This window comes from Mesorhizobium sp. WSM4807 (assembly GCF_055811615.1).
Genome location: NZ_JBVVQY010000019.1, coordinates 100721 through 122720, shown reverse-complemented (window position 1 = coordinate 122720; position 22000 = coordinate 100721). Strand labels below are relative to the sequence as shown.

The following is a 22000-nucleotide window of genomic DNA, read 5'->3' as shown; positions in this document are numbered from 1 at the left end:
GTCGATGTCGAGCTGATCGTGCCGATCGCCATGGAAGAGAAGCTGCGCTTCGCCATCCGTGAAGGCGGCCGCACCGTTGGTGCCGGCATCGTCGTCACCATCAAAGAGTAATTTGGACTTAAACCGATCTGTCGCGGGCGCTGCCCGCGCCGCGCCAGAACAAGGAAGTGACGCATGAACGGACAGAATATCCGCATCCGCCTGAAGGCGTTCGATCACCGGGTGCTTGACGCCTCGACGCGGGAAATCGTGTCGACGGCCAAGCGCACCGGCGCCAACGTCCGCGGCCCCATTCCGCTGCCGACGCGGATCGAAAAGTTCACGGTCAACCGGTCGCCTCACGTCGACAAGAAGAGCCGCGAGCAGTTCGAGATGCGCACGCACAAGCGTCTCCTCGACATCGTCGATCCGACCCCGCAGACGGTCGACGCTTTGATGAAGCTCGATCTTGCCGCCGGTGTCGACGTCGAGATCAAGCTCTAAGGAACCAGAGGGGCGGGGCGACCCGGAACTCTGACGGAACAAGAGGCGTGGAGGGGCGACAGCCCCGACAGGGAACTCTAAAGGAATTGAACCGATGCGTTCAGGTGTGATTGCAAAGAAGGTGGGAATGACCCGCATCTACAACGATGCCGGGGAACATGTTCCCGTCACTGTTCTCCAGATGGAGAACTGCCAGGTCGTGGCGCAGCGCACGCAAGAGAAGAACGGCTATACCGCCGTCCAGCTCGGCGTTGGCCTTGCCAAGGTGAAGAATACGTCGAAGGCGATGCGCGGCCATTTCGCGACCGCTTCCGTCGAGCCGAAGGCCAAGGTTGCCGAATTCCGTGTCTCCGCCGACAACATGATCGATGTCGGCGCCGAGATCACCGTCGATCATTTCGTCGCCGGCCAGAAGGTCGATGTGACGGGAACCACGATCGGCAAGGGTTTCCAGGGCGTTATCAAGCGGCACCACATGGGCGGTGGCCGCGCGACCCACGGCAACTCGGTCTCGCACCGTACCCACGGCTCGACCGGCCAGCGCCAGGACCCGGGCAAGGTGTTCAAGGGCAAGCATATGGCCGGCCACATGGGTGACACCCGCGTCACCACGCAGAATGTCGAGGTCGTCTCGACCGACGCCGATCGCGGTTTGATCCTGATCCGCGGCGCGGTTCCCGGTTCGAAGGGCGCCTGGATCCTAGTCCGCGACGCGGCCAAGGTTGCGCTGCCGGCCAATGCGCCGAAGCCCGCCGCAATCCGCGTCATTGCAACCAGTGATGGCGCCAAGAACGATGCCCCGGCCACAGTAGATGCCCCGGCCACAGAGGGAGCGGAATAATGGACATCAAGATCACAACGCTTGGCGGCAAGGACGCCGGCAAGGTGAAACTCTCCGAGGAGATTTTCGGCCTTGATCCGCGCGAGGACATCCTGCAGCGCGTCGTGCGCTGGCAGCTTGCCAAGAAGCAGCAAGGCACGCACAAGACCAAGGGTCGCGCCGAGATCGCCCGCACCGGCGCCAAGATGTACAAGCAGAAGGGTACGGGCCGCGCCCGTCACCATTCGGCACGCGCTCCGCAGTTCCGCGGCGGCGGCAAGGCCCACGGCCCGGTCGTCCGCAGCCACGAGCACGACCTGCCGAAGAAGGTGCGTGCGCTGGGCCTCAAGCACGCTCTGTCGGCCAAGGCCAAGAGCGCGTCGCTCATCATCATCGACGAGCTGATGCTGACCGAGGCCAAGACCAAGGCGCTGATCGCGAATTTCGCGACGCTGGGCCTGTCCAACGCCCTGCTGATCGGCGGCGCCGAGCTCGACAAGAACTTCAAGCTCGCGGCGACGAACATCCCGAACATCGACGTGCTGCCCATCCAGGGCATCAACGTCTACGACATTCTGCGCCGCGGCACGCTGGTCCTTTCGAAGGCCGCCGTCGAGGCTCTCGAGGAGCGCTTCAAATGACCGACCTTCGTCATTACGACGTGATCGTCTCGCCGGCGATCACCGAAAAGTCGACCATGGCTTCCGAGCAGAACCAGGTCGTCTTCAACGTCGCCAAGAAGGCGTCGAAGCCGGAAATCAAGGCTGCCGTCGAAGCGCTGTTCGGCGTCAAGGTGATGGCCGTGAACACGCTTGTCCGCAAGGGCAAGATCAAGCGCTTCCGCGGCACAATCGGCCGCCAGAGCGACGTCAAGAAGGCGATCGTGACGCTGGCTGACGGCCAGTCGATCGACGTCGCGACGGGTCTCTGAACAAGACCGCGAGGACAACAAACATGGCACTGAAAAAATTCAACCCGATAACGCCGAGCACCCGCCAGCTGGTCATCGTCGATCGCTCGGGCCTCTACAAGGGCAAGCCCGTCAAGGGCCTGACCGAAGGCCTGACCAAGTCGGGCGGCCGCAACAATTACGGCCGCATCACGGCCCGCTTCATCGGCGGCGGTCACAAGCGTACGTACCGCATCATCGACTTCAAGCGCCGCAAGTTCGATATTGTCGGCACGGTCGAGCGTATCGAATACGATCCGAACCGCAGCGCCTTCATCGCGCTGATCAAGTATGACGACGGCGAGCTGTCCTACATCATCGCTCCGCAGCGCCTTGCTGCCGGCGACAAGATCGTGGCCGGCGAAGCGGTCGACGTGAAGCCGGGCAATGCGATGCCGCTGGCCTCGATGCCGGTCGGCACGATCGTCCACAACATCGAGCTGAAGCCGGGCAAGGGCGCCCAGGTTGCCCGTTCGGCTGGCGGTTATGCCCAGCTCGTCGGCCGTGACCAGGGCATGGCGATCCTGCGCCTGAATTCGGGTGAGCAGCGTGTCGTCCACGGCTCGTGCATGGCCACTGTCGGCGCCGTGTCCAACCCGGACCACGGCAACATCAATGACGGCAAGGCAGGCCGCACGGTGTGGCGGGGAAAACGTCCGCACAACCGCGGCGTGACCATGAACCCGGTTGACCATCCGCATGGCGGCGGCGAAGGCCGCACCTCGGGTGGCCGCCATCCGGTTTCGCCTTGGGGCAAGCCGACCAAGGGCAAGAAGACGCGGTCCAACAAGGCGACCGACAAGTTCATCCTGCGCTCGCGCCATCAGCGCAAGAGCTAAGAAGAGGTAACGCCAAGTGACTCGTTCGATTTGGAAAGGCCCCTTCATCGACGGCTACCTTCTCAAGAAGGTGGACAAGGTTCGTGAAGGTGGTCGCAATGAGGTGATCAAGATGTGGAGCCGTCGCTCCACCATCCTGCCGCAGTTCGTCGGCTTCACCTTCGGTGTCTACAACGGCCAGAAGCACGTTCCCGTTTCGGTGAACGAGGACATGGTCGGCCACAAGTTCGGTGAATTCGCTCCGACCCGGACCTATTACGGTCATGGCGCGGATAAGAAGGCGAAGAGGAAATAATCATGGGCAAGGCCAAAGCTCCGCGCAGGCTTGCTGATAACGAAGCGCGCGCCGTGTTGCGCACGATCCGTATCAGCCCGCAGAAGCTGAACCTGGTTGCCGCGCTGATCCGCGGCAAGAAGGTCGCGACAGCGCTTTCCGATCTCGAATTCTCGGCCAAGCGGATTTCCGGCACGGTCAAGAAGACGCTGGAATCGGCGATCGCCAACGCGGAAAACAACCACGACCTCGACGTCGATGCGCTGATCGTGGCGGAAGCCTATGTCGGCAAGTCGATCGTCATGAAGCGGTTCCATGCCCGTGGCCGTGGCCGCGCCAGCCGTATCGAGAAGCCGTTCTCGCACCTCACGATCGTCGTTCGTGAAGTCGAAGAAAAAGTGGAGGCCGCATAATGGGCCAGAAAATCAATCCGATCGGTCTGCGTCTCGGCATCAACCGCACCTGGGATTCGCGCTGGTTCGCCAACACCGGCGAGTACGGCAAGCTGCTGCATGAGGACATCAAGATCCGCAAGTATCTTGAGAAGGAACTCAAGCAGGCCGCGATTTCGAAGGTCGTGATCGAGCGTCCGCATAAGAAGTGCCGCGTCACCATCCATGCGGCGCGTCCGGGCCTGATCATCGGCAAGAAGGGCGCCGACATCGAGAAGCTTCGCAAGAAGCTGATGGAGATGACGAAGTCCGAGACGCATTTGAACATCGTCGAAGTGCGTAAGCCCGAGATCGACGCCACGCTGGTCGCCCAGTCGATCGCCCAGCAGCTCGAGCGCCGCATCGCGTTCCGCCGCGCCATGAAGCGCGCCGTGCAGTCTGCGATGCGCCTCGGTGCCGAAGGCATCCGCATCAACTGTGCCGGCCGTCTCGGCGGCGCCGAGATCGCGCGTATGGAATGGTACCGCGAAGGTCGCGTGCCGCTGCATACGCTGCGCGCCGACGTCGACTACGGCACGGCCGAAGCACACACCGCCTACGGCATCTGCGGCGTCAAGGTCTGGGTGTTCAAGGGCGAAATCCTCGAGCACGACCCGATGGCTTCGGAGCGCCGCGCGACTGAGGGCGATCATGCGCATGGCGGTGGTGGTGAGCGCGAACGCGGTCGCCGTCGCGAAAACGCCTGAGACAGTTGAGAATTTGGAGTTAGAACGATGCTGCAGCCAAAGCGCACAAAGTTCCGCAAGCAGTTCAAGGGCCGTATCCATGGTGCCGCCAAGGGTGGCACCAATCTGGATTTCGGCGGTTTCGGGCTGAAGGCGCTTGAGCCGAACCGCGTCACCGCGCGCGAGATCGAGGCGGCCCGCCGCGCGATCACCCGCGAGATGAAGCGCGCCGGCCGCGTCTGGATCCGTATCTTCCCGGACGTGCCGGTGACGTCGAAGCCGACCGAAGTCCGCATGGGCAAGGGCAAGGGCGCGGTCGATTACTGGGCGGCGCGCGTCAAGCCCGGCCGCATCATGTTCGAGATCGACGGCGTCAATGAGGAAACCGCCCGTGAGGCGCTGCGTCTCGGCGCGGCCAAGCTCTCGGTCAGGACGCGCTTCGTACAGCGCATCGCAGAATAAGGACGGGCTGATCATGAAAGCCGAAGACATCCGGACCAAGACCCAGGACCAGCTGACCGACGACCTGGCCAGCCTGAAGAAGGAGCAGTTCAACCTGCGCTTCCAGAAGGCCACCGGCCAGCTCGAGAAGACCGCGCGCGTGAGGCAGGTCCGCAAGGACATTGCGCGTATCAAGACCATCGCTGCGGAAAAGTCCGCGGCCAAGAAGGCTTAAGGACGAAAACCATGCCAAAGCGCATTCTGCAGGGCACCGTCGTCAGCGACAAAAACGAGAAGACGGTTGTCGTCAAGGTCGAACGGCGCTTCACGCATCCCGTGATGAAGAAGACCGTGCGCATGACCAAGAAGTACAAGGCGCACGACGAGAACAACGCCCACAAGGTCGGCGATCAGGTGTTCATCCAGGAATCGAAGCCGATTTCCAAGGACAAGCGCTGGACCGTCGTGTCTTCGGACCAGGCCTGATCAGGGCAAACAAAACGAATTTTGGACAGACCGGGGAAGGGTGAAGAACCCGTCCCGTTAGAAGAGAAGAAGGCGGCCAGTCATGATTCAGATGCAAACAAACCTCGACGTCGCGGATAATTCCGGCGCCCGTCGTGTCATGTGCATCAAGGTGCTGGGCGGCTCGAAGCGGAAATACGCTTCCGTGGGCGACATCATCGTGGTGTCGATCAAGGAAGCCATCCCGCGCGGCCGCGTCAAGAAGGGCGATGTGATGAAGGCGGTCGTGGTTCGCACGGCCAAGGACATCCGCCGCCCGGACGGCAGCGTGATCCGTTTCGACAAGAACGCAGCCGTTCTCGTCGACAACAAGAAAGAGCCGATCGGCACGCGTATCTTCGGACCGGTTCCGCGCGAACTCCGCGCCAAGAACCACATGAAGATCATCTCGCTCGCGCCTGAAGTGCTGTAAGGAGCCGGACCAATGCAGAAGATTAGAAAAGGCGACAAGGTCGTCGTGCTGGCCGGCAAGGACAAGGGCCGTTCGGGCGAAGTCCTCTCGGTACAGCCGAAGGAAGACACCGCGCTGGTGCGCGGCGTCAACATGATCCGTCGTCACCAGAAGCAGTCCCAGTCCCAAGAGGGCGGGATCATCACCAAGGAAGCGCCGATCCAGCTGTCGAACATCGCGCTGGCCGACCCCAAGGATGGCAAGCCGACCCGCGTCGGTTTCATCTTCCAGAAGGATGGCAAGAAGGTGCGCGTCGCCAAGCGCTCGGGAGAAGTCATCAATGGCTAAGGCTCAAACCAAGCAGGCGACTGCCCAGAACACGCCGCGCCTCAAGCGGGTCTACAACGAGACCATCCGCAAGGCGCTGCAGGAGCAGTTCGGCTACGAAAACGAGATGCAGGTTCCGCGCATCGACAAGATCGTGCTGAACATGGGCGTCGGCGAAGCGACCGGCGATTCGAAGAAGCCTTCGATCGCGGCGGAAGATCTTGCGCTGATCGCCGGCCAGAAGGCCGTCGTCACGCACGCCCGCAACTCGATCGCCGGCTTCAAGGTCCGCGAAAAGATGCCGATCGGCGCCAAGGTCACGCTGCGCAAGGAACGCATGTACGAGTTCCTCGACCGCCTCGTGAACATCGCGCTGCCGCGCGTCCGCGACTTCCGCGGGCTCAATCCGAAGAGCTTCGATGGCCGTGGCAACTATGCCATGGGCATCAAGGAACACATCGTGTTCCCGGAGATCAACTACGACAAGGTTGATCAGATCTGGGGCATGGACGTCATCGTTTGTACGACTGCGAAGACGGACGACGAAGCCAGGGCATTGCTCAAGGCCTTCAACTTCCCCTTCCGCCAGTAACGGCAGCGAGAAAAGGAAAAATCTGAAATGGCAAAGACCAGCTCAGTCGAGAAGAACAACAGGCGCCGCAAGCTTGTGGACCAGTACGCTGCCAAGCGTAAGGCCCTCAAGGCGATCATCATGGATCAGTCCAAGCCGATGGAAGAGCGCTTCCGCGCTCAGCTGAAGCTTGCGGCACTGCCGCGCAACTCGGCCAAGATCCGCATCCGCAACCGCTGCGAAGTCACCGGACGCCCGCGTGCCTACTATCGCAAGCTCAAAGTATCGCGCATCGCGCTTCGAGATCTCGGCAACAACGGCCAGATCCCGGGCCTGGTCAAGTCGAGCTGGTAAGGAGGACATAACATGTCATTGAGCGATCCTCTCGGCGATATGCTGACCCGCATCCGCAACGCCTATGGCCGCAAGAAGTCGAGCGTTTCGACGCCGGCCTCGCGCCTGCGTACCCGCGTCCTCGACGTGCTGAAGGCGGAAGGCTATATCCGCGACTACAGCCAGACCGACTTCGACAACGGCAAGTCCGAAATCGAGATCGAACTGAAGTATTTCGACGGTGCGCCGGTCGTGCGCGAAATCGCCCGCGTCTCGAAGCCGGGCCGTCGCGTCTACGTTTCGGCGAAGTCGATCCCGCACGTCGCCAACGGCCTCGGCATCGCCATCCTTTCGACACCGAAGGGCGTGATGGCCGACCACGAAGCGCGTGAACAGAATGTCGGCGGGGAAATCCTCTGCCAGATCTTCTGATCTGGAGCGCGATCCCGAACCGAACCACGCAGTGAAAAGTGGAACCCGGCCTTCGGACAAGATCACGCTCGAAACAGAGACCTGAAACAAGAGAAGTGACGAGGACAACAAAATGTCTCGTATTGGAAAGAAACCCGTTTCGCTGCCGCAGGGCGTGACCGCGACCGTCGACGGCCAGACCGTCACGGCAAAGGGCCCCAAGGGTGAGCTGAAGTTCGTGGTGAACGACGAAGTGCTGGTCAAGATGGAAGGCAGCGAGATCGCTGTCCAGCCACGCGACCAGACCAAGACCGCCCGTTCCAAATGGGGCATGTCGCGCACGCAGATCGTCAACATCCTGCAGGGCGTCAAGGACGGTTTCGAAAAGAAGCTTGAGATCACCGGCGTCGGCTATCGCGCCGCCATGCAGGGCAAGAACCTGCAGCTGGCGCTCGGCTTCAGCCATGATGTCGTCTACGAAACGCCGCAGGACATCACGATCACCGTGCCGAAGCCGACCGAAATCACCGTAACCGGCATCGACAAGCAGAAGGTCGGTCAGGTTGCTGCCGAGATCCGCGAATATCGCGGTCCCGAGCCGTACAAGGGCAAGGGCGTCCGTTACGCTGGCGAGAAGATCGTCCGCAAGGAAGGCAAGAAGAAGTAATTTCAACGCCGCGGGGAGCGGTCGCGGGAGGCTTGTCTACCGCATAGGGTTGCCCCCGTTTTTTGAAGGCAAGGAAACTGATATCATGGGCTCGAAAGAATCCACACAACGCCGCGCTCAGCGCGTCCGCCGCCAGATCAAGAAGGTCGCGGGCGAGCGTCCGCGTCTGTCGGTCCACCGCACGTCGAAGAACATCTACGTCCAGGTGATCGACGACGCCAAGGGCCACACCATCGTTGCCGCCTCGACGCTGGAGAAGGACCTCAAGGGTTCGCTCAAGACCGGTGCAGACACTGCCGCCGCTGTGGCAATCGGCAAGCTGATCGCCGAGCGCGCTTCGAAGGCCGGCGTCAAGGAAGTCGTCTTCGACCGCGGACCGTACATCTATCACGGCCGCGTCAAGGCGCTGGCCGAGGCCGCCCGTGAAGGTGGCTTGAGCTTCTAAAGCATGATCCCGAACCGGAGGTTAGCGCAGCAAAAGTTGCAGACTTTTCGGATAAGATCATGCGAAGGGAAAAATGAGTTTCGCCCCCGGCAACCCACAGAGGTGCCGGATATCATTATCAACCGTGCTTCCGGAAAAAAACAAGGAACAGGATATGGCACAGGAACGTAGGGATGGCGGCCGCGGCCGTGATCGCGAAGAGCGCGACGACGGCATGGTGGACAAGCTCGTCCACATCAACCGCGTCGCCAAGGTCGTCAAGGGCGGCCGGCGCTTCGGCTTTGCAGCACTCGTCGTCGTCGGCGACCAGAAGGGCCGCGTCGGCTTCGGTCATGGCAAGGCGCGCGAAGTGCCTGAGGCGATCCGCAAGGCGACCGAATCGGCCAAGCGCGACATGATCTTCGTGCCGCTGCGCTCGGGCCGTACGCTGCACCACGACGTCGAGGGACGCTGGGGTGCCGGACGCGTTCTGCTGCGCGCTGCCAAGCAGGGTACCGGCATCATCGCCGGCGGCCCGATGCGCGCCGTCTTCGAGACGCTCGGCATGCATGACGTGGTCGCCAAGTCGATGGGTTCGTCGAACCCGTACAACATGGTTCGCGCCACCTTCGACGCGCTAAAGAGCCAGATGCATCCCAAGGATGTGGCTGCCGCGCGCGGCATCAAGTATTCGACCCTTCAGGCCCGCCGCGGCACCGCCGTCGCGGCCGAAGAATAGTCGACGCTGACCAGGGATTTTGACCATGGCCAAGAAAGCAACCAAGACCATCACCGTCGAGCAGATCGGTTCGCCGATCCGCCGGCCGAAGGAGCAGCGCGCGACGCTGGTCGGCCTCGGCCTCAACAAGATGCACAAGCAGCGCACGCTGGAGGACACCCCCTCCGTGCGCGGCATGATCGCTGCCGTCCAGCATCTCGTCCGCGTCGTGGACGAGGGCTGAACCAGAGCGCAGGAGAACTCAGATGAAACTCAACGATCTGCGTGACAAGGACGGCGCGACGCATTCCAAGAAGCGTCTCGGCCGCGGCATCGGTTCCGGCTCGGGCAAGACCGCCGGTCGCGGCGTCAAGGGCCAGAAGGCGCGCTCCGGCGTCGCCGTCAACGGCTTCGAGGGTGGCCAGATGCCGCTCTACCGGCGCCTGCCGAAGCGTGGCTTCAACAACATCTTCGCCAAGAGCTTTGCCGTCGTGTCGCTGGCCCGCATCCAGGCCGCGCTCGACGCCAAGAAGCTCGACGCCAAGACGACCGTGACAGCCGAAGCGCTGGTCGCGGCCGGCGTCATCCGCCGCGTCAAGGACGGCGTGCGCATCCTCTCGGACGGCGACATCAAGGCCAAGCTCGCCTTCGACGTGGCCGGCGCCTCCAAGGCTGCCATCGAGAAGATCGAAAAGGCCGGCGGTTCGGTGAAGCTGCCGGAAAAGGCAGCCGCCGAGTAACGGCGATTTGAAGCGCGATCGGCAAGAGTGGGACACGTTTCGCTTTCGATTTGCGCTTTGATTCGAGCAATATGGCGGCCGCATCAACGCGGCCGCTTGCATGTTTGCAGTCCGGAGCTTATCTCGTGAGCTTCGGTGACACGCGCCGCCTGAGTTGCGGGCCATCGAGCGTGACCAAGCGGAGAATCAGGCATGGCTTCGGCTGCTGAACAACTAGCCTCGAATCTGAATTTCTCGGCCTTCGCCAAGGCGGAGGATCTGAAGAAGCGCATCTGGTTCACGATCGGCGCGCTGCTCGTCTACCGCCTCGGCACCTATATCCCGCTGCCCGGCATCAATCCGGACGCATTCGCCCAGGCCTTCTCGTCGCAGAGCAAGGGCGTGCTTGGCATGTTCAACATGTTCGCCGGCGGCGCCGTGGAGCGCATGGCGATCTTTGCCCTCGGCATCATGCCCTATATCTCCGCTTCCATCATCATGCAGCTGATGACCTCCGTCATCCCGTCTCTGGAGGCGCTGAAGAAGGAAGGCGAACAGGGCCGCAAGGTCATCAACCAGTATACCCGCTACGGCACTGTGCTTTTGGCACTGGTCCAGGCCTACGGCATTGCGGTCGGGCTGGAAGGCGGCAACGGCATCGTCAGCGATCCCGGCATGTTCTTCCGCATCTCGACCGTCATCACGCTAGTCGGCGGCACCATGTTCCTGATGTGGCTCGGCGAGCAGATCACCGCCCGCGGCATCGGCAACGGCATTTCGCTGATCATCTTTTCCGGTATCGTCGCCGGCCTGCCGCAAGCCATCTCCGGTACGCTGGAACTTGGCCGCACCGGCGCGCTGTCGACCGGCCTGATCCTGGCGATCATCGTTCTCGCCGTCGTCGTTATCGCGCTGATCGTGTTCTTCGAACGCGCCCAGCGGCGCTTGCTGATCCAGTATCCCAAGCGCCAGGTCGGCAACCGCATGTTCCAGGGCGACACCTCGCACCTGCCGCTCAAGCTCAACACAGCCGGCGTCATTCCGCCGATCTTCGCGTCTTCGCTGCTGTTGCTGCCGGCGACGGTCGCCGGCTTCTCGCAGACGACCAACATGCCAGCCTGGGCCAGCACCGTCCTGGCGGCACTCGGCCATGGCCAGCCGCTCTACATGGCGTTCTATGCGGCGATGATCGTGTTTTTCGCCTTCTTCTATACGGCGATCGTCTTCAACCCGAAGGACACCGCCGACCAGCTCAAGAAGCATTCGGGTTTCATTCCGGGCTACCGTCCGGGCGAGCGCACCGCCGATTACATCGACTATGTTCTCACCCGCATCACCGTCGTCGGCGCCATCTATCTGGTGCTGGTGTGTCTGCTGCCCGAGTTCCTGATTTCAGCGACTGGCGTACCATTCTACCTCGGTGGCACATCGCTTCTGATCGTGGTCAGTGTAACGCTCGATACGGTGGCGCAGATTCAGGGTCACCTGATCGCGCACCAGTATGAGGGCCTGATCAAGAAGTCGAAGCTGCGCGGGGGGAAAAAGGCCAGATGAGGTTGATATTGCTTGGACCGCCAGGGGCGGGCAAGGGGACGCAAGCACAAAGACTGGTAGAAAAATACGGCATACCCCAACTCTCCACGGGCGATATGCTGCGCGCTGCTGTCCAGGCCGGTACCGAAGTCGGCAAGCGCGCCAAGGCGGTGATGGACGCTGGCGAACTGGTTTCCGACGCCATCGTCAACGCCATCGTGGCAGAGCGTATCGATCAGACCGATTGCGCAAAGGGTTTTATCCTTGACGGATACCCGCGAACCCTGGTGCAAGCGGACGCGGTGGAATCGATGCTCTCGGATCGCGGCCTCACGCTCGACGCTGTCATCGAACTTGTCGTCGACGACAAGGCACTGGTTGGTCGAATCGGCAAGCGCGCCGAGGAGGCCATGGCCGCGGGTCTGCCGGTGCGCAAGGACGATAATCCGGCGGTGTTCGAAGAGCGCCTGAAGGAGTACTACAAGAAAACGTCGCCGCTGATCGGCTACTACTATGCCAAGGGCAAGCTGAGAGGTGTCGACGGCATGGCCGACATCGATGCGGTGACGCGACAGATCGAAGTGGTGCTCACGGCTGCGACCCAGCAGGTTGGCCAGGCGGCCAGCTAGAGAATTAAACGATTACGCTTGACTGGAGCGGTTCGCTGGGGTATGGCGGCCCGTCTTCCTATCAGGCATGAGGCTTGCTTGCCCGCAAGGGCAAGGCAGCCGCTTTGAACTGGAAACTCCCGCATGGGCCGGCCTCCACCGGACGCGGGGCAACTTTGATAGCGCCGGCTTGCCCGGCCCACATGGAGAAGAGAAGAACATGGCTCGTATAGCCGGCGTCAACATTCCGACCAACAAGCGCGTCGTCATTGCGCTTCAGTACATTCACGGCATTGGCAAGAATTTCGCCCAGGAGATCGTCGACAAGGTCGGCATCCCGGCCGAGCGCCGCGTCAACCAGCTGACCGACGCGGAAGTGCTGCAGATCCGCGAGACGATCGACCGCGACTATCAGGTCGAGGGCGATCTGCGCCGCGAAGTGTCTATGAACATCAAGCGGCTCATGGACCTCGGCTGCTATCGCGGCCTGCGTCATCGCCGCTCGCTACCGGTTCGCGGCCAGCGCACGCATACCAATGCGCGCACCCGCAAGGGCCCGGCCAAGTCGATCGCCGGCAAGAAGAAGTAATTTAGGGCAGTACGGGAGTAGGGCAGTAAGGCAATAGGATCGGCAGACATACTGCCCTACTGCCGTATTCCCCTACTGCCTTCTCCCTGGTGGAGCCGCTGGCATTACGGCGGTGTAGAGATCAACTGAAAGGACCATCATGGCCAAGGAAGCCACACGTGTTCGCCGTCGCGAACGCAAGAATATTTCGTCGGGCGTTGCCCACGTCAACTCGACCTTCAACAACACGATGATCACCATCACCGACGCGCAGGGCAATTCGATTGCCTGGTCGTCGGCGGGAGCCCAGGGCTTCAAGGGGTCTCGCAAGTCGACGCCGTTTGCTGCCCAGATGGCTGCCGAGGACGTTGCCAAGAAGGCCCAGGAACACGGCATGCGCATGCTCGAGGTCGAGGTCTGCGGACCCGGCTCCGGTCGTGAATCGGCGCTGCGTGCGCTGCAGGCAGCCGGCTTCACCATCACCTCGATCCGTGATGTGACGCCGATCCCGCACAATGGCTGCCGCCCGCGCAAGAAGCGCCGCGTCTAAGAATTACCGAACGCCGCGCGAACGCCAGTAGCGTTCCTCCACGGCATTCCAGGTCGCCCGCCACGATTGGATGGTGGCGGGTCAACGGAAGGAAAGCATCATGATCCAGAAAAATTGGCAGGAACTGATCAAGCCGAACAAGATCGAGTTTTCGTCGAAGAAGAAGACGCTGACCACGCTGGTCGCCGAGCCGCTCGAGCGCGGCTTTGGTCTCACCCTCGGCAATGCGCTGCGTCGCGTGCTTCTGTCTTCGCTGCGTGGCGCGGCTGTGACCGCCGTGCAGATCGACGGCGTTCTGCATGAATTCTCGTCCATCGCCGGCGTGCGCGAGGACGTGACCGATATCGTCTTGAACATCAAGGAAATCGCCATCCGCATGGAAGGTGACGGCCCCAAGCGCATGGTCGTGCGCAAGCAGGGACCGGGCGCCGTTCTCGCCGGCGACATCCAGACGGTCGGCGACGTCGAGATCCTCAATCCCGACCACGTCATCTGCACGCTGGACGAGGGCGCTGAAATCCGCATGGAGTTCACCGTCGATACCGGCAAGGGCTATGTGCCGGCCGACCGCAATCGCGCCGAAGACGCGCCGATCGGCCTCATCCCGGTCGACAGCCTCTACTCGCCGGTCAAGAAGGTTTCCTACAAGGTCGAGAACACCCGCGAGGGCCAGGTTCTCGACTATGACAAGCTGACCATGACGATCGACACCGACGGTTCGATCTCGGGCGAGGACGCGGTGGCTTTCGCCGCCCGCATCCTGCAGGACCAGCTTGGCCTGTTCGTCAATTTCGACGAGCCGCAGAAGGAAGTCGCCGCCGAACAGGTGACCGAACTTGCCTTCAACCCGGCGCTGCTCAAGAAGGTCGACGAGCTCGAACTTTCGGTGCGTTCGGCCAACTGCCTGAAGAACGACAACATCGTCTATATCGGCGACCTGATCCAGAAGACCGAAGCCGAGATGCTGCGCACCCCGAACTTCGGCCGCAAGTCGCTGAACGAGATCAAGGAAGTCCTGGCGGCGATGGGCCTGCACCTCGGCATGGAAGTGCCGGATTGGCCGCCGGAAAACATCGAAGACCTCGCCAAGCGTTACGAAGATCAATATTGAGGCTGTGGCCTCTTGAACCCGGAATGAAGGAGAAGAGCCATGCGCCACGGATTTAAAGGCCGCCGGTTCGCCCGCAGCATAAGCCATCGCAAGTCGATGTTTGCCAACCTTGCCGTATCGCTCATCGAGCATGAGCAGATCCTCACCACCTTGCCGAAGGCGAAGGATCTGCGTCCGATCGTCGAGAAGCTGGTGACGCTCGGCAAGCGCGGCGATCTGCATGCCCGCCGCCAGGTGATTGCCCAGATCGGCAATGAAGGCGTCGTCAAGCGCCTGTTCGACACGATCGCGCCGCGCTACGCCACTCGCAACGGCGGCTATTTGCGCATTATGAAGGCGGGCTTCCGCCACGGCGACAATGCCGCGATGGCGGTCATCGAGTTCGTCGATCGCGACACCTCGGCCAAGGGCGCCGGCGACCGTGCCCGCATCGAGGCAGAAGGCACCGACGAGGAAGCCGCAGCCGCATAAGCTTCGGTTTCCCTGAAAGAGTTCAAAAGGGCCTGCGGGCCCTTTTGTGCATTCTGGAAGCGGTACGGGGCATTGCTGCGATCTTCGTGACTCAGCTCATGTCTTTTCCTCGAGAATAATTCGATTTCATTGCCTTAGCCTTTCATTTTGCACAATCGTCGGGACAATGGCGCCCGACCCGGAGGATTCGGAATGCGCGTAAAACGGCTGTCCCTTGTTCTACTCTGCGCCTTGATGGCGCTGGCAGTCGTGCCGGCGGCCAGGCAGGCGCTGGCTCAGGACACCAAGCCCGATCCCGGGCTGTCCGATGTGCTGACCGACATGCTGCGCGGCGCCGAAGGCGAAAATGCCACCTCCGGTCCAGACAAACGCGTGCCGTTTGGCCGCGAGGAGGTGCAACTGTCCTTTGCGCCGCTGGTCAAGCAGACGGCGCCGGCCGTGGTCAATGTCTATGCCTCGCAAACGGCCAAGTTGAGGTCGCCCTTCGACGGCGATCCTTTCTTCGAAGAGTTCTTCGGCCGTTCGCAGCCGCGTGCGCAGTCCTCGCTCGGCTCCGGCGTGCTGGTCGATCCGACAGGCATAGTGGTCACCAATTTCCACCTCATCAAGGACGCCGATCAGGTCAAGGTCGCCACCGCGGACGGGCGTGAATTCGACAGCAAGGTGCTGCTCAAGGACGAGACGCTTGACCTCGCCGTGCTCAAGATCTCCGCCGACAAGCCATTTCCGGTCGTCGCCATCGGCGATTCCGACGCGCTCGAGGTTGGCGACCTGTTGTTGGCCATCGGCAATCCCTTCGGTGTCGGCCAGACCACCACCAGCGGCATCGTTTCGGCGCTTGCCCGCAGCCACATCGGCGTTTCCGATTCCAGTTTCTTCATCCAGACCGACGCCGCGATCAACCCCGGCAATTCCGGGGGGGCGCTGATCAACATGGGTGGCCAGTTGGTCGGCATCAACACGGCGATCTACAGCCGCAGCGGCGGCTCGATCGGCATCGGCTTTGCTATTCCCTCCAACATGGTTCGCGCGTTTGCCGATGCGGCCAAGGCCGGCCGCGACTTCTTCGAGCGGCCCTATATCGGCGCCGAATTCGAGCGCGTGACGCCGCAGATCGCCGAATCGCTCGGTCTGGAGACCCCGACCGGGGCGCTGGTTTCGTCCGTCGAAGAAGCAGGGCCGGCGGCCACGGCGGGGCTCAAGCCCGGCGATGTCGTGCTGTCGCTCAATGGCACGTCGGTCGAGAGTATCGAGGCGCTGGATTACCGGATGGCGACGCTGTCGATCGGCACCAATGCCAGCTTCGCCGTCCTCAGCAAAGGCCAGCAAGCGACGATGGAAATCGCGCTGGAGCGCGCGCCGGAAGGTGCAAAACTCGCGGAAGTGACACTGCGCGGTCGCAGCCCGTTTTCCGGTGCCAAGGTTGCGGAATTGTCGCCCCGGCTCGCCCAGCGGCTCGGCATGCGTGCCGATGTCAAGGGTGTTGCTGTGGTCGACATCAATCGCGGTTCGCCCGCAGCCGATTTCGGCTTCCAGCCGGGCGACATCGTTCGCGAGGTCAATGGCTTGACCATCGATACCGCCGCGACCCTGGAACAGGCAGCCATGGAAGAGACGCGCTGGTGGCGCTTTACCGTCGAGCGCGGCGGGCAGATACTGCGCCAGGTGTTGCGTTACTGAGCCCGAGCGTCGATCCTTCGGACGAGATCGCGCTCCAACGAAACGAAGTGCATGGCCGATCTGTTCAGTGTCGATGAACCGGAAAAGGCGCCGCCCGGCAGGCCGCTGGCCGACCGGCTGCGCCCGAAGAACCTCGGCGAGGTCGTTGGCCAGGAGCATCTGACCGGGCCCGACGGCGCACTGACGCGGCTGATCGGCTCCGGCTCGCTCGGCTCGATGATCTTCTGGGGGCCGCCCGGGACGGGCAAGACCACGGTCGCTCGGTTGCTTGCCGGCGAAACCAGCCTTGCCTTCCAACAGATATCGGCGGTGTTTTCCGGTGTCGCCGACCTGAAGAAAGTGTTCGAGGCGGCGAAGCTGCGCCGCTCCAATGGCCGTCAGACGCTGCTCTTCGTCGACGAGATCCATCGCTTCAACCGCACCCAGCAGGACAGTTTTCTGCCTGTCATGGAAGACGGCACCGTCGTGCTGGTTGGCGCCACCACGGAGAACCCGTCCTTCGAGCTGAACGCGGCGCTTCTGTCTCGCGCGCGCGTGCTGGTCTTCCATTCGCTCGGTGAGGACAGCATCGCAAGACTGCTGGCGCGTGCCGAGGAGACCGAGGGCAGGGCGCTGCCGCTCGACGACGAGGCGAGGGCGATGCTCATCCGCATGAGCGATGGCGATGGCCGCGCGGCGCTGACGCTGGCCGAAGAGGTCTGGCGCGCCGCCAAGTCAGGCGAGGTGTTCGGCGCCGAGGGCCTGCAGCGCATCGTCCAGCGCCGGGCGCCGATCTACGACAAGGGCCAGGACGGCCACTACAATCTGATCTCGGCACTGCACAAATCGGTGCGCGGCTCCGACCCGGACGCCGCCCTCTATTATCTCGCCCGTATGTTCGACGCCGGCGAGGATCCGCTCTATCTCGGCCGCCGGCTAGTGCGCATGGCGATGGAGGATATCGGGCTGGCCGACCCGCAGGCGCTGGTCATCGCCAATGCGGCCAAGGATGCCTACGACTACCTGGGCTCGCCAGAGGGCGAGCTCGCCTTCGCCGAGGCCACCGTCTATCTCGCCAGCGCGCCCAAATCCAATGCCGTCTACACCGCGTTCAAGGCCGCCACACAGGCGGCGAAGGACTTCGGCTCGCTGCTGCCGCCCAAACACATCCTCAACGCGCCGACCAAGCTGATGAAAGAAGAAGATTACGGCGCCGGCTACCGTTACGACCACGACGAGCCGGACGCTTTTTCCGGACAGGATTATTTTCCGGAAAAGATGGGCCGCCGCACATTCTATGATCCGCCCGAGCGCGGTTTCGAGCGTGATATCAGGAAACGGCTCGACTATTGGGCGAAGCTGCGCGGCGAGCGGCAAAAGTAGGCTCGCGCGGCCCTGCGGTCTCTTGAGACCAAGAAGGCCCGAGGTGCCTGACACCGTAGCTTGACCGGCAGGAGGGAGCATGACGTATCATCTGTTGCTTGTCTGTCTTGGCGGCGCGATCGGCGCAATGGCCCGCTTCTTCCTGTCCGGCTTCGTCGCCCGCCGGGTCGGCGAGACCTTTCCCTGGGGCACTATGGTCGTCAACGTTTCGGGGGCATTTGCGATCGGTGTCGTTGCGCATGCGGTGGCGCGCGACAGCATGCCCGCCATCTGGGCCTTTGCCGCAACCGGCGGCCTCGGCTGCTACACCACGGTTTCCTCCTTTAGCCAGCAGACGCTGGCACTGGCGCGCGAGGGCGAATGGCTGCGCGCCGGCGGCAATGTGCTGCTTTCGGTCTTTCTGAGCCTCGGTGGTGTGACGCTGGGCTTTGCCGCAGGAAGTCTTCTGATTGGCAGTGGGGCGCCATGAGCAGCCCGCGGAAGCTCCGCTCCGGCGGGACGGACACCGCCGCAGCAGAGCATGCGGCGCGCCTTATTAGCTGGCGCAAAACGAACGAAGCGGTTCGGATCTATGCGACCGTGGCCGCAGGCAGCATGATTGGCGGCGTGCTGCGGGCGCTTGCCTCGCTGACGAGCACTGCCCTGTGGGGCAATGGATTCCCATTCGGCACGCTCCTCGTGAATATTGTCGGCTCATTCCTCATCGGCTTCTATGCGACATTGACGGGGCCGGATGGCCGCGTCTTCGCCAGCCCGTTGCAGCGCCAGTTCTTCATGACCGGCTTCTGCGGTGGCCTGACAACCTTCTCCGCATTCAGCCTTGAAACGCTCACCCTCGCGCAAAGCGGGAAGCTTATGGCGGCTGCGGCCAATATCGCGATCTCCGTGGTAACGTGGCTTGCCGCCGTCTGGCTTGGCCACATCCTTGCAGTGCGCCTCAACCGGCTGAGAGGATCCAGGCAATGAAGATACCAAGACAGGCGCAGTTGCTGCGCATATTCATCGGCGAGAACGACAGGGCAGACGGCCGTCCGCTGTATGAGGCGATTGTGCTGAAGGCCCGCGAAATGCAGATTGCCGGCGCTACCGTCCTGCGCGGGGCGATGGGGTTCGGCCATTCCAGCCGGCTTCACACCTCGAAGATCCTCCGTCTGTCGGAGGATCTGCCCCTTGTGATCGAGATCGTCGATGACGAGGAAAAGATAGCCGCTTTCCTGCCCGTCCTTGAAACAATCATGACAAGTGGTTTGATCACACTGGAGAAAGTTCAGGTTCTGCAATATGGAACCGATAACGAATGATCGAGTGTGAGGTTGCGGGTGCCGGTGAATGCCGTTGCATGCCAGCGAAACGGCGATTGGAATTATGGCAGGCGTTGAACAGATCACGGTAGAGGCCGGCGAGGCGGGTATGCGGCTCGACCGCTGGTTCAAGACCCATTTTCCGGGTCTTGGCTTCGGCCATCTGCAAAAACTGCTGCGTTCCGGCCAGATCCGTGTCGACGGTGGCAGGGTGAAGGCTGATACCCGCGTCGAGCCGGGCCAGATGGTCCGCATCCCGCCGCTCGAAGTGGACAAGAAGGGCGAGAGCCCGCTCACCGGTCACTCGATCCGCAACCAGGGCGACGCCGACGTTCTGGCCAAGATGCTGATCCATGAAGATCCGAAAGTCTTCGTCTTCAACAAGCCTGCAGGCCTTGCCGTTCAGGGTGGCTCGGGTGTCACCCGCAATGTCGACGACATGCTGGAAGCCTGGCGCAACCAGAAGGGCGAGAAACCGCGTCTGGTGCACCGGCTCGACCGCGACACGTCAGGCGTGCTGGTCGTCGCCCGCACCAGGCTCGCCGCCATGAAACTTGCCGAGGCGTTCCGGGCGCGTGAGACCAAGAAGACCTATTGGGCGCTGGTCAAGGGCGTGCCGCCGAAGCGCGAGGACAAGATCTCGACCTGGCTGATCAAGGAGCCGACACCCGACGGCGACCGCGTTCGCGTCGCCAAGCATGGCGAAAAGGGTGCCGACCACGCGGTGTCTTATTACCGGATCGTCGAACAGGCGGCGCAGACCCTGTCCTGGCTGGAAATGGAACCCTATACCGGCCGTACCCACCAGCTTCGCGTCCATGCCGCTCACATCGGCTGCCCGATCATCGGCGACCCCAAATATTTCGAGGCCGACACCAATTGGGATTTTCCCGGCGGCATGCAGAACCGCTTGCACCTGCACGCGCGCCGCATCGTCATCCCGCATCCCGACAAGGGTCTTATCGACGTCACCGCACCGATGCCGCCGCATATGCGCCAGAGCTGGAATCTGATCGGCTTCGACGACGCCAGCGCGGAGGACTAGGTCCAGTGGGTATCGCCACCGATACACTCGACCGCCGCGACAGGGTCGACATAGCGGCCGCCGCCATCATGGTCGGACTGACCTTTTCCTGGGGGCTGAACTACGTCGCTGCCAAGATCTCCTATGCCGGCTATGATCCCGTTTTCCTGTCGATTGCGCGGTCGATCATTGGCGGGCTGTGCGTTCTCGCCTGCTGCCGCTGGCGCGGTATTGTGCTTTTTACCCGCGACGGAACGCTTGTCGCCGGCATTCTGGCAGGTGCGCTTTTTGGTCTCGAGTTCCTGTTTCTCTATGTCGGGCTCGAACAGACGACCGTCGCGCGCAACACCTTGCTGGTCAACACCATGCCGTTCTGGGTATTGGTCGGCGGGCATTTCCTGCTGGGCGAACGCATCACCGTGCGCCGGCTCGTCGGACTTCTGCTCGCATTCGCTGGCCTGGTCGCGGTGTTTTCCGACCAGTTGAGCGCCGATTATGGTGCGACATTGACCGGTGACCTGCTCAGTCTCGGCGCCGGCATTCTGTGGGCCTTGACCTACATCGTCATCAAGCGGACGAAATTGGCGGAAACGAGCGCCGAGAAATTGCTGCTCTACCAATTGGCCGGCGCTGCCGTGGTCGGCGCCTTGGTGGCGCCTTTTGCCCGCCTGTCCGCGACTTCGCCGCGTTGCCGACCTTGGCTCTGCTTTTTCAGGCGGTCTACATCGTCGCCTTCACCTATGTGCTGTGGTTCTGGCTGCTGCGGCGCTATCCGGCATCGGGCCTGTCGAGCTTCACCTTCCTGTCGCCGGTGTTCGGCGTGCTGTGCGGCGCCATCTTCTTGAACGAGCCGCTGACCATTCGTATTTTCCTGGCACTCGGCCTCATCGCAGCCGGCCTGATCATTGTGAATCGGCCGGCCCGAAAACAGATCCCCGGATGAAAGGCTCCGGCATGCGCGATATTCTCAACGACCTCGAAGCGGGAAAGCAGCTCTCCGATCCGGATCCGGTACGCCGTGCCCAGATCCAGATGAAGACGCACCTGCCGAAACGCTTCTACAAAGCCGTCTCGGTCGCACCGGCCGAAGCTGGTTTTGCCGTTCATCTCGATGGCAAGCCGGTTCGCACGCCGGGCAAGGCGCTGCTGGTGCTGCCGACCGAAAAAGCGGCCGCGCTGGTCGCCGACGAGTTCGCTGCGCAAGGTGAGACCATCGACCCGATGACGATGCCGGTCATGCGTCTGGTCAACACGGCCATCGACGGCGTCGCCAGTGACCCGCAGGCGGTGCTGGAGGACATCCTGCGCTTCGCCTCGTCCGATCTGCTCTGCTATCGCGCCGACGCCCCACAAGGGCTGGTCGACCGGCAGGACGAACATTGGGATCCCATCATCGATTGGGCGCGGAGCGCGCTCGGCGCCCGGTTTCACCTCGCCGAAGGGGTGATCCATATCGAGCAGCCGCGTGAGACCATTGCGGTGCTCGGTGTTCACCTTGCCCAGCGTGCCGACCCGCTACGACTGGCGGCCATCCACGTCATGACGTCGTTGACGGGATCGGCTCTGCTGGCGCTGGCCGTCGAGTTCGGCGAGATCGACGGCGACGCCGCCTGGACTGCCGGCCATGTCGACGAGGACTGGCAGGCCGAGCACTGGGGCCATGACGCGGAGGCTGTCGCCCGCCGTGCCCACCGCAAACGCGATTTCATGGCGGCGGTCGGCCTTGTCGAGGCGCTCAAGGGCTGACGGCAATCGCCGCCCGCATTCGTTTTCGCGTTGCACA

General features: G+C 62.5%; 35 protein-coding genes and 1 pseudogene. All 36 read left to right on the top strand.

The window, feature by feature from the left end:
- On the top strand, positions 1 to 111 hold a 111-nt coding region (locus tag AC0L3N_RS23355), incomplete at its 5' end, for an EF-Tu C-terminal domain-related protein (protein WP_023745017.1).
- Between the two features lie 63 nt (positions 112 to 174).
- Positions 175 to 483, top strand: a complete 309-nt coding sequence (gene rpsJ, locus AC0L3N_RS23350; protein ID WP_006205468.1) for a 30S ribosomal protein S10 — start codon at positions 175 to 177, stop codon at positions 481 to 483.
- 94 nt (positions 484 to 577) lie between these two features.
- Positions 578 to 1324: a 50S ribosomal protein L3 gene (rplC, locus tag AC0L3N_RS23345; protein WP_095494915.1), complete on the top strand. Its 747-nt coding sequence runs from the start codon at positions 578 to 580 to the stop codon at positions 1322 to 1324.
- On the top strand, positions 1324 to 1944 hold the full coding sequence (gene rplD / locus AC0L3N_RS23340; RefSeq protein WP_123151506.1) for a 50S ribosomal protein L4: 621 nt from the start codon (positions 1324 to 1326) through the stop codon (positions 1942 to 1944). The genes rplC and rplD overlap by 1 nt, the downstream gene beginning before the upstream one ends.
- On the top strand, positions 1941 to 2234 hold the full coding sequence (locus AC0L3N_RS23335; RefSeq protein WP_010909275.1) for a 50S ribosomal protein L23: 294 nt from the start codon (positions 1941 to 1943) through the stop codon (positions 2232 to 2234). Before rplD ends, AC0L3N_RS23335 begins: the two co-directional genes overlap by 4 nt.
- Positions 2235 to 2257: 23 nt before the next feature.
- A complete protein-coding gene (rplB, locus tag AC0L3N_RS23330) occupies positions 2258 to 3091 on the top strand; it encodes a 50S ribosomal protein L2 (RefSeq protein ID WP_029352208.1) in 834 nt (277 codons plus the stop codon).
- A gap of 16 nt (positions 3092 to 3107) precedes the next feature.
- Positions 3108 to 3386 carry a 30S ribosomal protein S19 gene (rpsS, locus tag AC0L3N_RS23325; protein ID WP_006205463.1) on the top strand — a complete coding sequence of 93 codons (279 nt, stop codon included), beginning with the start codon at positions 3108 to 3110 and terminating at the stop codon, positions 3384 to 3386.
- A 2-nt stretch (positions 3387 to 3388) separates the two neighbouring features.
- Positions 3389 to 3778, top strand: coding sequence for a 50S ribosomal protein L22 (gene rplV / locus AC0L3N_RS23320; protein WP_023799292.1), 390 nt, complete (start codon positions 3389 to 3391; stop codon positions 3776 to 3778).
- Positions 3778 to 4503, top strand: a complete 726-nt coding sequence (gene rpsC, locus AC0L3N_RS23315) for a 30S ribosomal protein S3 (protein WP_077377560.1) — start codon at positions 3778 to 3780, stop codon at positions 4501 to 4503. Before rplV ends, rpsC begins: the two co-directional genes overlap by 1 nt.
- A gap of 27 nt (positions 4504 to 4530) precedes the next feature.
- On the top strand, positions 4531 to 4944 hold the full coding sequence (rplP, locus tag AC0L3N_RS23310; RefSeq protein WP_023799290.1) for a 50S ribosomal protein L16: 414 nt from the start codon (positions 4531 to 4533) through the stop codon (positions 4942 to 4944).
- 13 nt (positions 4945 to 4957) lie between these two features.
- Positions 4958 to 5158, top strand: a complete 201-nt coding sequence (rpmC, locus tag AC0L3N_RS23305) for a 50S ribosomal protein L29 (RefSeq protein ID WP_006205459.1) — start codon at positions 4958 to 4960, stop codon at positions 5156 to 5158.
- Between the two features lie 11 nt (positions 5159 to 5169).
- On the top strand, positions 5170 to 5409 hold the full coding sequence (rpsQ, locus tag AC0L3N_RS23300) for a 30S ribosomal protein S17 (protein WP_023799288.1): 240 nt from the start codon (positions 5170 to 5172) through the stop codon (positions 5407 to 5409).
- An 82-nt stretch (positions 5410 to 5491) separates the two neighbouring features.
- A complete protein-coding gene (gene rplN / locus AC0L3N_RS23295) occupies positions 5492 to 5860 on the top strand; it encodes a 50S ribosomal protein L14 (RefSeq protein WP_006205457.1) in 369 nt (122 codons plus the stop codon).
- A 12-nt stretch (positions 5861 to 5872) separates the two neighbouring features.
- Positions 5873 to 6187 (top strand): 50S ribosomal protein L24, encoded by a 315-nt coding sequence (rplX, locus tag AC0L3N_RS23290; protein WP_013531428.1) that lies wholly within the window; start codon positions 5873 to 5875, stop codon positions 6185 to 6187.
- Positions 6180 to 6758: a 50S ribosomal protein L5 gene (gene rplE / locus AC0L3N_RS23285; RefSeq protein ID WP_473549683.1), complete on the top strand. Its 579-nt coding sequence runs from the start codon at positions 6180 to 6182 to the stop codon at positions 6756 to 6758. The genes rplX and rplE overlap by 8 nt, the downstream gene beginning before the upstream one ends.
- 27 nt (positions 6759 to 6785) lie before the next feature.
- On the top strand, positions 6786 to 7091 hold the full coding sequence (rpsN, locus tag AC0L3N_RS23280; protein ID WP_029352223.1) for a 30S ribosomal protein S14: 306 nt from the start codon (positions 6786 to 6788) through the stop codon (positions 7089 to 7091).
- 12 nt (positions 7092 to 7103) lie between these two features.
- Positions 7104 to 7502, top strand: coding sequence for a 30S ribosomal protein S8 (rpsH, locus tag AC0L3N_RS23275; protein WP_006205453.1), 399 nt, complete (start codon positions 7104 to 7106; stop codon positions 7500 to 7502).
- Positions 7503 to 7614: 112 nt separating this feature from the next.
- Positions 7615 to 8148 carry a 50S ribosomal protein L6 gene (rplF, locus tag AC0L3N_RS23270; protein ID WP_023799285.1) on the top strand — a complete coding sequence of 178 codons (534 nt, stop codon included), beginning with the start codon at positions 7615 to 7617 and terminating at the stop codon, positions 8146 to 8148.
- Positions 8149 to 8233: 85 nt separating this feature from the next.
- Complete coding sequence (rplR, locus tag AC0L3N_RS23265; protein WP_292405045.1) at positions 8234 to 8593, top strand: 50S ribosomal protein L18; 360 nt, start codon at positions 8234 to 8236, stop codon at positions 8591 to 8593.
- A gap of 154 nt (positions 8594 to 8747) precedes the next feature.
- Positions 8748 to 9311, top strand: a complete 564-nt coding sequence (gene rpsE, locus AC0L3N_RS23260; protein ID WP_006333394.1) for a 30S ribosomal protein S5 — start codon at positions 8748 to 8750, stop codon at positions 9309 to 9311.
- Positions 9312 to 9336: 25 nt separating this feature from the next.
- Positions 9337 to 9534, top strand: a complete 198-nt coding sequence (gene rpmD, locus AC0L3N_RS23255; RefSeq protein WP_006205449.1) for a 50S ribosomal protein L30 — start codon at positions 9337 to 9339, stop codon at positions 9532 to 9534.
- Positions 9535 to 9556: 22 nt separating this feature from the next.
- Complete coding sequence (gene rplO, locus AC0L3N_RS23250; RefSeq protein ID WP_123151505.1) at positions 9557 to 10030, top strand: 50S ribosomal protein L15; 474 nt, start codon at positions 9557 to 9559, stop codon at positions 10028 to 10030.
- A 192-nt stretch (positions 10031 to 10222) separates the two neighbouring features.
- On the top strand, positions 10223 to 11563 hold the full coding sequence (gene secY / locus AC0L3N_RS23245) for a preprotein translocase subunit SecY (RefSeq protein ID WP_095494912.1): 1341 nt from the start codon (positions 10223 to 10225) through the stop codon (positions 11561 to 11563).
- Positions 11560 to 12171 (top strand): adenylate kinase, encoded by a 612-nt coding sequence (locus AC0L3N_RS23240; RefSeq protein WP_473487419.1) that lies wholly within the window; start codon positions 11560 to 11562, stop codon positions 12169 to 12171. Before secY ends, AC0L3N_RS23240 begins: the two co-directional genes overlap by 4 nt.
- Before the next feature lie 199 nt (positions 12172 to 12370).
- Entirely contained in the window at positions 12371 to 12739 is a 369-nt protein-coding gene (gene rpsM, locus AC0L3N_RS23235) for a 30S ribosomal protein S13 (RefSeq protein WP_029352234.1), read from the top strand.
- A 139-nt stretch (positions 12740 to 12878) separates the two neighbouring features.
- Positions 12879 to 13268, top strand: a complete 390-nt coding sequence (rpsK, locus tag AC0L3N_RS23230) for a 30S ribosomal protein S11 (protein ID WP_023799279.1) — start codon at positions 12879 to 12881, stop codon at positions 13266 to 13268.
- Positions 13269 to 13368: 100 nt separating this feature from the next.
- A complete protein-coding gene (locus AC0L3N_RS23225; protein ID WP_023799278.1) occupies positions 13369 to 14379 on the top strand; it encodes a DNA-directed RNA polymerase subunit alpha in 1011 nt (336 codons plus the stop codon).
- A gap of 39 nt (positions 14380 to 14418) precedes the next feature.
- The gene (gene rplQ / locus AC0L3N_RS23220) at positions 14419 to 14850 is read left to right on the top strand and encodes a 50S ribosomal protein L17 (protein WP_023799277.1); all 432 of its coding nucleotides are present in this window, start codon (positions 14419 to 14421) and stop codon (positions 14848 to 14850) included.
- Between the two features lie 192 nt (positions 14851 to 15042).
- Positions 15043 to 16530, top strand: a complete 1488-nt coding sequence (locus AC0L3N_RS23215) for a DegQ family serine endoprotease (protein WP_473549682.1) — start codon at positions 15043 to 15045, stop codon at positions 16528 to 16530.
- Between the two features lie 51 nt (positions 16531 to 16581).
- The gene (locus AC0L3N_RS23210; RefSeq protein WP_473487421.1) at positions 16582 to 17892 is read left to right on the top strand and encodes a replication-associated recombination protein A; all 1311 of its coding nucleotides are present in this window, start codon (positions 16582 to 16584) and stop codon (positions 17890 to 17892) included.
- Between the two features lie 79 nt (positions 17893 to 17971).
- Positions 17972 to 18361 carry a fluoride efflux transporter CrcB gene (gene crcB / locus AC0L3N_RS23205; protein ID WP_473487422.1) on the top strand — a complete coding sequence of 130 codons (390 nt, stop codon included), beginning with the start codon at positions 17972 to 17974 and terminating at the stop codon, positions 18359 to 18361.
- A gap of 125 nt (positions 18362 to 18486) precedes the next feature.
- Positions 18487 to 18858: a fluoride efflux transporter CrcB gene (gene crcB, locus AC0L3N_RS23200; protein ID WP_473549681.1), complete on the top strand. Its 372-nt coding sequence runs from the start codon at positions 18487 to 18489 to the stop codon at positions 18856 to 18858.
- Complete coding sequence (locus tag AC0L3N_RS23195) at positions 18855 to 19193, top strand: DUF190 domain-containing protein (protein WP_287342270.1); 339 nt, start codon at positions 18855 to 18857, stop codon at positions 19191 to 19193. Before crcB (AC0L3N_RS23200) ends, AC0L3N_RS23195 begins: the two co-directional genes overlap by 4 nt.
- A 64-nt stretch (positions 19194 to 19257) precedes the next feature.
- Positions 19258 to 20238 carry an RluA family pseudouridine synthase gene (locus AC0L3N_RS23190; RefSeq protein WP_095494905.1) on the top strand — a complete coding sequence of 327 codons (981 nt, stop codon included), beginning with the start codon at positions 19258 to 19260 and terminating at the stop codon, positions 20236 to 20238.
- A gap of 68 nt (positions 20239 to 20306) precedes the next feature.
- A pseudogene (locus AC0L3N_RS23185) lies at positions 20307 to 21160 on the top strand (DMT family transporter).
- Between the two features lie 11 nt (positions 21161 to 21171).
- The gene (locus tag AC0L3N_RS23180; protein ID WP_473549680.1) at positions 21172 to 21963 is read left to right on the top strand and encodes an ATP12 family chaperone protein; all 792 of its coding nucleotides are present in this window, start codon (positions 21172 to 21174) and stop codon (positions 21961 to 21963) included.
- Positions 21964 to 22000 lie beyond the last annotated feature (37 nt).

Excerpts from the sequence above, each read along its gene's own strand:
- rplP (WP_023799290.1), top strand. The coding sequence starts at position 4,531 with ATGCTGCAGCCAAAGCGCACAAAGTTCCGCAAGCAGTTCAAGGGCCGT.
- rpsC (WP_077377560.1), top strand. The coding sequence starts at position 3,778 with ATGGGCCAGAAAATCAATCCGATCGGTCTGCGTCTCGGCATCAACCGC.
- rplB (WP_029352208.1), top strand. The coding sequence starts at position 2,258 with ATGGCACTGAAAAAATTCAACCCGATAACGCCGAGCACCCGCCAGCTG.
- rpsN (WP_029352223.1), top strand. The coding sequence starts at position 6,786 with ATGGCAAAGACCAGCTCAGTCGAGAAGAACAACAGGCGCCGCAAGCTT.
- rpsJ (WP_006205468.1), top strand. The coding sequence starts at position 175 with ATGAACGGACAGAATATCCGCATCCGCCTGAAGGCGTTCGATCACCGG.
- rpsK (WP_023799279.1), top strand. The coding sequence starts at position 12,879 with ATGGCCAAGGAAGCCACACGTGTTCGCCGTCGCGAACGCAAGAATATT.
- rplV (WP_023799292.1), top strand. The coding sequence starts at position 3,389 with ATGGGCAAGGCCAAAGCTCCGCGCAGGCTTGCTGATAACGAAGCGCGC.
- AC0L3N_RS23195 (WP_287342270.1), top strand. The coding sequence starts at position 18,855 with ATGAAGATACCAAGACAGGCGCAGTTGCTGCGCATATTCATCGGCGAG.
- AC0L3N_RS23180 (WP_473549680.1), top strand. The coding sequence starts at position 21,172 with ATGCGCGATATTCTCAACGACCTCGAAGCGGGAAAGCAGCTCTCCGAT.
- AC0L3N_RS23210 (WP_473487421.1), top strand. The coding sequence starts at position 16,582 with ATGGCCGATCTGTTCAGTGTCGATGAACCGGAAAAGGCGCCGCCCGGC.
- AC0L3N_RS23240 (WP_473487419.1), top strand. The coding sequence starts at position 11,560 with ATGAGGTTGATATTGCTTGGACCGCCAGGGGCGGGCAAGGGGACGCAA.
- crcB (WP_473487422.1), top strand. The coding sequence starts at position 17,972 with ATGACGTATCATCTGTTGCTTGTCTGTCTTGGCGGCGCGATCGGCGCA.
- rplR (WP_292405045.1), top strand. The coding sequence starts at position 8,234 with ATGGGCTCGAAAGAATCCACACAACGCCGCGCTCAGCGCGTCCGCCGC.
- rplN (WP_006205457.1), top strand. The coding sequence starts at position 5,492 with ATGATTCAGATGCAAACAAACCTCGACGTCGCGGATAATTCCGGCGCC.
- rpsQ (WP_023799288.1), top strand. The coding sequence starts at position 5,170 with ATGCCAAAGCGCATTCTGCAGGGCACCGTCGTCAGCGACAAAAACGAG.
- AC0L3N_RS23215 (WP_473549682.1), top strand. The coding sequence starts at position 15,043 with ATGCGCGTAAAACGGCTGTCCCTTGTTCTACTCTGCGCCTTGATGGCG.
- rpsH (WP_006205453.1), top strand. The coding sequence starts at position 7,104 with ATGTCATTGAGCGATCCTCTCGGCGATATGCTGACCCGCATCCGCAAC.
- rplO (WP_123151505.1), top strand. The coding sequence starts at position 9,557 with ATGAAACTCAACGATCTGCGTGACAAGGACGGCGCGACGCATTCCAAG.
- rplE (WP_473549683.1), top strand. The coding sequence starts at position 6,180 with ATGGCTAAGGCTCAAACCAAGCAGGCGACTGCCCAGAACACGCCGCGC.
- rpsM (WP_029352234.1), top strand. The coding sequence starts at position 12,371 with ATGGCTCGTATAGCCGGCGTCAACATTCCGACCAACAAGCGCGTCGTC.
- AC0L3N_RS23190 (WP_095494905.1), top strand. The coding sequence starts at position 19,258 with ATGGCAGGCGTTGAACAGATCACGGTAGAGGCCGGCGAGGCGGGTATG.
- rplX (WP_013531428.1), top strand. The coding sequence starts at position 5,873 with ATGCAGAAGATTAGAAAAGGCGACAAGGTCGTCGTGCTGGCCGGCAAG.
- AC0L3N_RS23225 (WP_023799278.1), top strand. The coding sequence starts at position 13,369 with ATGATCCAGAAAAATTGGCAGGAACTGATCAAGCCGAACAAGATCGAG.
- rpmD (WP_006205449.1), top strand. The coding sequence starts at position 9,337 with ATGGCCAAGAAAGCAACCAAGACCATCACCGTCGAGCAGATCGGTTCG.
- rplD (WP_123151506.1), top strand. The coding sequence starts at position 1,324 with ATGGACATCAAGATCACAACGCTTGGCGGCAAGGACGCCGGCAAGGTG.
- rpsE (WP_006333394.1), top strand. The coding sequence starts at position 8,748 with ATGGCACAGGAACGTAGGGATGGCGGCCGCGGCCGTGATCGCGAAGAG.
- rpmC (WP_006205459.1), top strand. The coding sequence starts at position 4,958 with ATGAAAGCCGAAGACATCCGGACCAAGACCCAGGACCAGCTGACCGAC.
- AC0L3N_RS23335 (WP_010909275.1), top strand. The coding sequence starts at position 1,941 with ATGACCGACCTTCGTCATTACGACGTGATCGTCTCGCCGGCGATCACC.
- rplF (WP_023799285.1), top strand. The coding sequence starts at position 7,615 with ATGTCTCGTATTGGAAAGAAACCCGTTTCGCTGCCGCAGGGCGTGACC.
- crcB (WP_473549681.1), top strand. The coding sequence starts at position 18,487 with ATGATTGGCGGCGTGCTGCGGGCGCTTGCCTCGCTGACGAGCACTGCC.
- rplC (WP_095494915.1), top strand. The coding sequence starts at position 578 with ATGCGTTCAGGTGTGATTGCAAAGAAGGTGGGAATGACCCGCATCTAC.
- rplQ (WP_023799277.1), top strand. The coding sequence starts at position 14,419 with ATGCGCCACGGATTTAAAGGCCGCCGGTTCGCCCGCAGCATAAGCCAT.
- secY (WP_095494912.1), top strand. The coding sequence starts at position 10,223 with ATGGCTTCGGCTGCTGAACAACTAGCCTCGAATCTGAATTTCTCGGCC.